The organism is Stenomitos rutilans, from assembly GCF_059505485.1.
This window is the reverse complement of record NZ_JCACKR010000013.1, coordinates 1-8,228: the sequence shown is the minus strand read 5'-3', so window position 1 is coordinate 8,228 and position 8,228 is coordinate 1. Positions and strand designations below refer to the sequence as shown.

Here is an 8,228-nt window from a genome sequence, read left to right as displayed (position 1 = left end):
AGCATCTTAGTCTATGCTTCCTCGTTTTACCTCCCCGCAACACCTATTGAGCCAAAGCTGATAGCTGATAACTAATAGCTCTAAGAGATTGTCGATTGATTGTGTACGTCTACTTGTGGTAGCTCAATCCTGGTTCGGTGCCTTGGTGGCACTCTCACTTGATTCACAGCAAGCTGATCGATTTAATCGATCAGCTTGCTGTGAATCAAGACGAGCCTTGCGAAATCAACCTTTGAGGCATTTGCTATCACGTCAATGTCGTCTCCTAGTTTTGTAAACCAACTTGAAAACTCTGACTCACTCATCTTCTTGACAAACGTTGCATAACCGATGCAGTCATAGCCAATCACCTCACTGTTGGAGCGAGGAATGGTCATAATTTCTCCGATCGCTCGCTGCTCGCCATTAAAGAGGCGAAAATTGCTTCCAGGTTTGTACCCTCCAAAGGCTTGATTGATACTGGCTAGCAGTTCACTCAGGCGACGATTTTGTTCTAGATCACCCAAATCTAAAAACTGAATCTCTCGGCGTAGAATCTCTACCCAGCCAAGATACTCCGCCACAACATAGAGAGTGTTGTAACGTGCATAATTCTGTGCAGAAGGTGATTCACGGTAGAAACGCTCTAGAAACCTGTTCTGATGAATGTTAAACAGGCGACTTTGCAGATCGATCGCCGATCGCAACAACGGATCACGATACTTAGACATTAAAGTAGCCGTCTGAGCTTCCCGCGATGCGGCTTCGCGCTGTTTGGTCAGTCGATCGTTTAAGTGGGCAATCCGACTTTGACCGTAAAGACTGATGATCGCGCTAATCACCGCAACAATAGCAGCAATGCTCGCAGTAAGGACTTCGGGCTTCATTACATTCACTTCATCGCATTCAATGGCTTCGATCGTCACTTGCATCTTACTGAATCTTGTCTAAATCACCCTAGAATCTTTGCTGTCAGACATTACGTCAGCAAAACCACAAAGAGCTTCAGCCACATGACAACCGCTATACAATGAATCTAGGCCAATCTTTGAGTCGATGACCGCTTCACCTAGCGCCACTGGATCAGCCCTCACCTTACCTGACCACACGCAGTTGCCAGAGTCAGACGGTACGTTTGTGAAAATTTTTCAGGAGCATCCTCAGAGTCTCTTACTGACTGACTCCATTCAACCTGTGCTGGATCAACATCATTCCGATGGACAGTACGCGATCGGGCAAGATTCCGGCATTTACTGGCGCTTGACTGATCCACCCGAACGTGGAGCCGAAGCACCGGATTGGTTCTATGTCCCCAACGTGCCACCAACGTTGGATGGCAAGATGCGTCGATCGTACGTGCTGTGGCAGGAATATGTTGCCCCGTTGATTGTGCTGGAATTTGTCTCTGGTAGTGGGGCAGAAGAAAGAGATTGCACTCCACCATCGCAGGGACAGGTCGGCAAATTTTGGGTTTATGAGCAGGCAATTCGAGTACCCTATTACGGCATTTACGAAGTCGAAAAAGCGCAGGTAGAGGTTTACCATCTGGTTGATACGGTCTATCAGCGAATGACACCGAACGATCGCGGACATTATCCTATTGCACCATTAAGCGTTGAACTCGGCATCTGGCAGGGACGCTATCAGAATGTGGAATTGCCCTGGCTCCGTTGGTGGGATGCTGAGGGAACCTTATTGCTGACAGGCGACGAACGAGCAGAACTGGAACAGCAGGAAGTGATGCGGGAACGGCAGCGCACCGAACAAGAGCGGCAACGGGCAGACCTAGAACGGCAGAAGCGACAGCAACTTACCGAAAAGCTCCGATCGCTCACCCCTGATCAACTAAATGCGCTAGGCATTGACCCTACTTTGCTGGATTAAACTGAAAAAACATTAGGTAACTGCAAAGAGCAGGTATTGACATAAAGACACATTTGAACTGTGCACACTTGGTTTTTATCAAGAGATGCTCCTAACATGTCTTCCAAACCACCCAAAACAATTAAATGCTCTGGGACATTCACAGATTCTTTAGGTGCCACTCTAAATGTAAAAGCATTACATCTCCACGTACTTGATGAGAACGGTAAAGGATTCGGCATCACGCTGTTTTGTGAACATAGAAAGGGTTGTACTTTTTGTGTCCGTTTACTCAGCTCGATAACTACTCTCAAAGATCAGCTTTTTTCGCGAGTCTATCAGATCCTCTATCAACTTACGTGAAGATACAGTTGGCAAGAATTTTTGTCGAATACCAACAGCATCAGGAGGCTAGAGCCTTGCTCCGATCAATCAAGATTAATTCAAATTGATCCACTTCCTGGTGAAGTTTAATGATCGCCTGATCAATCAAATCCAAGCCTTGCTGCACGTTCTCGATCGTGCTCAACTGTCCTCGCAGGTCTGCCGCACCATTAAACCCTTTGGCATACCAGGTCATGTGTTTGCGTGCCTGACGCACTCCACGATCGCCTTTGTATTCCCACAGCATGTACAGATGCTCACGGGCGCACTGAAGCCGCTCAACAGAGGTAGGCGTTGGCTTCACCTCTCCTGTTTTCAAGAAGTGATCGACTTCGCCGACCAAAAACGGATAGCCCATCGTGCCGCGCGAACACATCACGCCATCGGCTCCGGTTTGCTCCAGGCAATTTACCGCTGCTTCTACCGAGAAAATATCGCCGTTGGCAATCACGGGAATCGACAGGATTTCTTTCACTCGTGCGATCCATTCCCACTTGGCGTTACCGTTATAGCCCTGCGATCGCGTCCGTCCGTGAACCGTGATCATCTGTGCGCCTGCATCTTCCATGCGCTTGGCAAAGTCCAGAATGGTGATTTCCTTATCCGTCCAGCCGATGCGGGTTTTAACCGTGACAGGCACGTCCACGGCTTGCGCCACGGAACGCACGATCGCTGCTGCCGTTTCAGGATCGCGCAATAGTGACGAACCGCCACCATTTTTGGTAATTTTGTTTACCGGGCAGCCCATGTTGATGTCTACCGTATCGGCTCCTTCTGCAACCGCTTTTTGCGCAGCCTCTGCCAAAAAATCGGGACGACAATCAAACAACTGAATACTGATGGGACGCTCGTTGGGGTCTACCTCCATAATGATGGGCAGATCCTTGACGTAGTGCAACCCTGTCGCATTCACCATCTCGGTATACATCATCGACTCTGGCGCATGACGACGCACCAACCGCCGAAACACGAGATCGGTCACACCCGATAGCGGTGACTGCAATACGCGACTGTTCACCTCAAAGTGTCCAATCTTTAATGGTGTAGATAGTCGCGCTTTGAGGGTAGGAGAAAGGGAAAGCATCGAACCAACGAATCCAATAATCACTAATCTCATCTTAGTCGTTGCTGCGTTTGCAAAAACGGCTGTATCTAATTGAGACGGAGCAGCAACAATTGTGATCGCCATTCTATTCACATGCTTGGATGAGTGCGATCGTGCAGATTGAATGCAAATCTAATAGGGTTTACGCAAGTCTCAGAGGTCTAAACTAGGAATCAAGCTTTGTCACCAAAGGTCGTCGCTTAAATCTCCGAAGCTTTCATCAAAAGGCGTAAGTCATCTTAAAGTTTCTGTGAAGATGTCAATGCAGAAGATACCTTACACATGAACAGTCATAGACGCAAACACAACCAAACCCATCCAATTTCTCTATAAGATTGTTAAGCCAGATTCATGGCTGCACTCATCCAGCTAAAAGCATGACAACAGTTCTCTTAGCCGCTTTCAGGCTTATAAAAAATTTTTATCGCTAATTTTTCTGTGCCATCAAATATTGTCAACGCTCCAAAATCTTCTATGGAAGGAATTGATTTTTGACGCTAGAAGGTATTCAAAAACTCCATGTCAAAATAGCCTTTTAGTATCACAGCTTCTCTTAAGGGGTTGAGATTTGTGAAAACTCATGGTAAAAGTTAGTCGCGGATGTTGCAGTTGATTGTGTTTTTCTAGAGAAAATGCTGGCGTCTCATCTGAGGCTTTACGCAGCACTTCTAAGACGCATTTTAGCGATCGCAGAGCAATCTCAATCCGTAAACACCTGTAGGCCAATTTTGTGTGTTCCCGACAAACAGCTCACTCCGTAATAGTCACTCAATGCAAATTAAACGTACATCTCGGTTCAGTAATTTGCTGCTTTGGGAAGGCTAATTAGCGTCAAGTTCGTTTAGTAGGGAAATTACCAGTGTCAGATTCCAACGTCGCAGTTGCAACGAGCAGCTCTGATCTGAGTACAAGCATTAGCACTAATGCAGTCACCACCTCTACCCTGACCACTCAGACGGGTAGCTTAACGGCTAATTCTACTGGCAACCTTACCGCTAGCAGCAGCCCTACAACAACCTCTGCGGCAACCACTGCCACTGCCACCAATCAGTCTGGGCTGCGGGCGCAGTATTATCAGGGCAAAGATTTTGCTAGTTTGAAGTGGTCAGAAATTGACCCGACCGTAAATTTTACGTGGGGAACGAATGCCCCAAACTCGATCGTGCCAGCCGATGGCTTTGCAGTACGTTGGTCTGGGCAGGTTGTGGCAAAAACATCGGAAACGTACACCTTTTACACGCGATCGGATGACGGCATTCGCCTATGGGTTAATGGTCAGCTATTGATTGATAACTGGACAGACCACGACGTAGCAGAAAACAGTGGCTCGATCGCGTTGACAGCAGGGCAAGCAACCGACATCAAATTGGAGTACTACGACAACACAGGTGGTGCAACGGCTCAGTTGCTATGGTCTAGTCCGACCCAAGCTAAGGAGATTATTCCAGCCAGCCAGCTTTTTCAAGGGGTTAGCACCCTTGCTTTTGCTACAGGTGAACCAGCTAAAAGTGCCAATTCATTTGTGGATTCGATCGGCGTTAATACCCATCTTCGCTACTACGATACGGCCTATGGCAACTATGCGCTGGTTAAACAAAGCCTGCTTGACTTAGGCATTCGACATATCCGCGATGGTGGCACCGACCCTACCTGGATTCAGCACATCAACGAATTAGGCAGCCTTGGCATTAAATCAACTCTGGTCATTGACCCCAACATTGGCGTTGGTCCCGATGCCTCCTACGACATCAAATCGCCGGGCTATACGGTAGTCAACTTTGTCAAAAATCTGGTGGCAAATGGGGTAGAGGCTGTTGAGATTCTGAATGAATTTGACCTTTTCTCTAGCTTTTATGTGTATAGCCAGAACGGTCAACCCGTCACAGGTAACGGCTGGATTAGTTACTTGCGCAACTTTACACGCGATGTTTATACAGCACTCAATGCCGATCCGGCCACTGCCAATATTCCCGTCATTGGCCCCTCGTTTGTGTATGCTAACTCCAGTAGCGCAGTGGGTGATCTGAGCCAGTGGGTTGATTATGGGAGCTTCCATCCCTACAACAATCCTAAAAATCCTGGTGACGGTAGCCTTGCTAAAGACTATGCCCTACGATCGACCCCCTTTGGTACCAAACCGATGATTGCCACCGAAGTGGGCTACTCAACTGGCAGCGCTACATCCGATCGTCCCGTCACCGAAGCTGTTCAAGGCAAATATATTCCTCGGCTCTTTTTAGAAAGCTTCAATCAGGGCGTTTCTCGCACCTTCTCCTATGAGCTGTTTGACCAAAAAGCAGACCCCAATAATAGCGAAAACAATTATGGACTGCTTCGAAGCGACGGCACACCTAAACCGGCCTACACGGCCCTGAAGAATCTCATCAGTCTGCTCAACGATCCACCAGCAACGCCCGCAACCACAACGACGACCGCCACAACGTTAGGTACGCTCAACTACTCGATTGGCGGCAACACTCAAAATCTGCACCACACACTTTTGGAAAAGAGCAATGGTGAGTTTTATCTTGTCCTTTGGCTTGAAGTTCCTAGTACCGATCAAACAGTAGGACAGACCGTTACACTCAACTTCAATACTCCTGTAGGAGAGGCGACTGCGTATGCCCCCAATCAATCGACCGCGCCTGTAGCAACTTTCGCAGCACCAACGCAACTGACCCTTGGTGTGACAGACGCACCGATGGTAGTTAAGCTGTCTGCATCACCAACCACAACAGCAGCTACGACATTGGTTTAAGGCGTTGCCTGATCTCCTTGCGTTGGTTTCCTTGATGCAACTATCTCAAAGCATTCAGAAGCAGTGCTAGAAATTCTCGATAGGACTTACGCAAGAGCGGTCATCTTTGGCCCCAGCCCCAAATCTAGGGGAACCGAGCCAATTACGCCCCAAGGTTGAGGGTTTGGGGTCCAAAGACGTAAGTTCTACTCAAAACAGCTTGGGAACGAAAACTAAGGTCTTCGTTCCTTTTGTCATGCCTATCAATGTCAATCGATCAGCCTCGCTTATTGGTAGTCAGCATTGGGGGTGTGGAGAAGCTTCGCTATTTTTTAGAAAATATAAATTTTTATCAATTTTTTCGATTACGCCTTGTAAAGCGATCGAATCCGTGTGGAAAACCTTAAACTTTTCTGTGGAAAACAGTGTGGAAAACTTGTACAGAACTCAGGGCGATCGTGGAAAAGGAAATTAGGTATAAATACTCTGTGTAAAGATCGGGCATTTTTCCACACGTTTTCCACAGGCTTGGAGCCGTCTCAAAGAATTAACCAGTCGCCATTCATACGTTTCTCCACATTTTCCACAACCCCTACTACTACTGTTTAAATAAGAATTACTTAAGTCCGGATTATAGACAAGACTCGTAAATCGCCTGAAAAAACAGGGTGGATTGTTCAAAACAAGGGTGCTAACATACGCAGACAACGCTCTCAACACGCTACAGATAGTGGTTGCCTTTCTAATTTCACGCTTTTAGACCGAGCTTCGATCTCACTCACCGCTACTTTTCCCTCAACGCCTGCTCTTCTAACGCAAAGGTCAACCTCCCATGAAACTGGTTTGCTCTCAAAACAGCCTTAGCACGAACCTTTCCCTTGTCAGCCGCGCTGTTTCGTCTCGCCCCAGCCACCCGGTTTTGGCAAACATTCTTCTGGATGCCGATGAAGAGCTTCAGCAAATCAGGCTGAGCGCATTCGATCTCAGCCTCGGCATTCAAACCAGTTTCCCGGCGGAGATTGTGGTGGGCGGCAAGTTGACCTTGCCTGCTAAGCTTCTAACCGATATTGTCTCACGCTTACCAGAGGGCGACATCACACTAGAGAATGAAGCGGATGGCACCACGGATGCAAGCTTTTTGACCACGCTAACTTGCGCATCGGGGCACTATCAAGTGCGCGGGATGTCAGCCGATGAGTTTCCTGAGTTGCCAGTCGTGGAAGGCGGCGAAGTGGCCCATCTACCTGTTGAAAGCCTGATTGAAGGTCTACGGAGTTCACTTTTTTCTGCCAGCAGTGATGAAACCAAGCAAGTACTAACAGGTGTTCACCTGACTATGCAGTCCGATGGTTTAGAGTTTGCAGCGACGGATGGTCATCGCCTCACGGTGGTGCAAACGGTGGATGCTGATGCGACTGAGACAGGAAAAGCCGCAAAGGCTTTGGAAAAAGAAAACGTTCTAGATGTCACGATTCCAGCCAAGGCACTGCAAGAGTTGACCAAAATGCTAGAGCGGCAAGCAGGTAGCGATGTGGCTGTGCATTTCGACCAGAGCCAGGTCGTGTTTGAATGGACAGATCAGCGTCTCACCAGTCGCTTGCTTGAGGGGCAATACCCCAACTACCGCCAACTTGTGCCACGGCAGTTCTCACGTCAAATCACGGCAGAACGTCGCTTGTTATTGAGCGCCTTGGAACGTATTGCAGTGCTAGCAGATCAGAAAAACAACATCGTCAAGCTGACTTTGGATAGCACTAATCAACTGCTGTCGCTATCGGTAGATGCTCAGGATGTTGGTAGCGGTAAGGAAACCATTCCGGCACAGATTACAGGTGATGACCTGGATGTGGCGTTTAACGTGAAGTATCTAATGGATGGCCTGAAGACGATCGCCACCACCGAAATTCAAATCCAGTTGAATACCGCCACGAGTCCTGCGATCGTCACCCCCCTCGGCAGCATCAAAATGACCTACCTCGTCATGCCTGTACAAGTTAGGTCTTAAATCTTCAAGCTAATAACAAGCTGTCACAAAACAATAACTTTTGCAGCTCTAATCTAATCAAGGAGAAGTTGAGCAGAAGATTTTTATTACCTTCTCTTGATTAACGTGAGTTCGACGAACAGAAATTGATACAAGAAAAGCTGAGACTGGTTTTG

General features: G+C 47.8%; 5 protein-coding genes. 3 read left to right on the top strand and 2 right to left on the bottom strand.

Annotated elements, in window-relative coordinates; genetic code table 11:
- Positions 1-182 precede the first annotated feature (182 nt).
- The gene (locus tag AC5JLP_RS01105; RefSeq protein WP_496066048.1) at positions 183-911 is read right to left on the bottom strand and encodes a hypothetical protein; all 729 of its coding nucleotides are present in this window, start codon (positions 909-911) and stop codon (positions 183-185) included.
- A 124-nt stretch (positions 912-1,035) separates the two neighbouring features.
- Between AC5JLP_RS01105 and AC5JLP_RS01100 the strand changes: the two genes are divergently transcribed.
- Positions 1,036-1,863, top strand: a complete 828-nt coding sequence (locus tag AC5JLP_RS01100; RefSeq protein ID WP_496066047.1) for a Uma2 family endonuclease — start codon at positions 1,036-1,038, stop codon at positions 1,861-1,863.
- A 382-nt stretch (positions 1,864-2,245) separates the two neighbouring features.
- On the opposite strand, the gene dusB is transcribed toward AC5JLP_RS01100, so the two are convergent.
- The gene (dusB, locus tag AC5JLP_RS01095) at positions 2,246-3,415 is read right to left on the bottom strand and encodes a tRNA dihydrouridine synthase DusB (protein ID WP_496066046.1); all 1,170 of its coding nucleotides are present in this window, start codon (positions 3,413-3,415) and stop codon (positions 2,246-2,248) included.
- A gap of 775 nt (positions 3,416-4,190) precedes the next feature.
- Between dusB and AC5JLP_RS01090 the strand changes: the two genes are divergently transcribed.
- The gene (locus tag AC5JLP_RS01090) at positions 4,191-6,089 is read left to right on the top strand and encodes a PA14 domain-containing protein (protein ID WP_496066045.1); all 1,899 of its coding nucleotides are present in this window, start codon (positions 4,191-4,193) and stop codon (positions 6,087-6,089) included.
- An 811-nt stretch (positions 6,090-6,900) separates the two neighbouring features.
- Complete coding sequence (gene dnaN, locus AC5JLP_RS01085) at positions 6,901-8,073, top strand: DNA polymerase III subunit beta (protein ID WP_496066044.1); 1,173 nt, start codon at positions 6,901-6,903, stop codon at positions 8,071-8,073.
- The last annotated feature ends 155 nt before the right edge of the window (positions 8,074-8,228 follow it).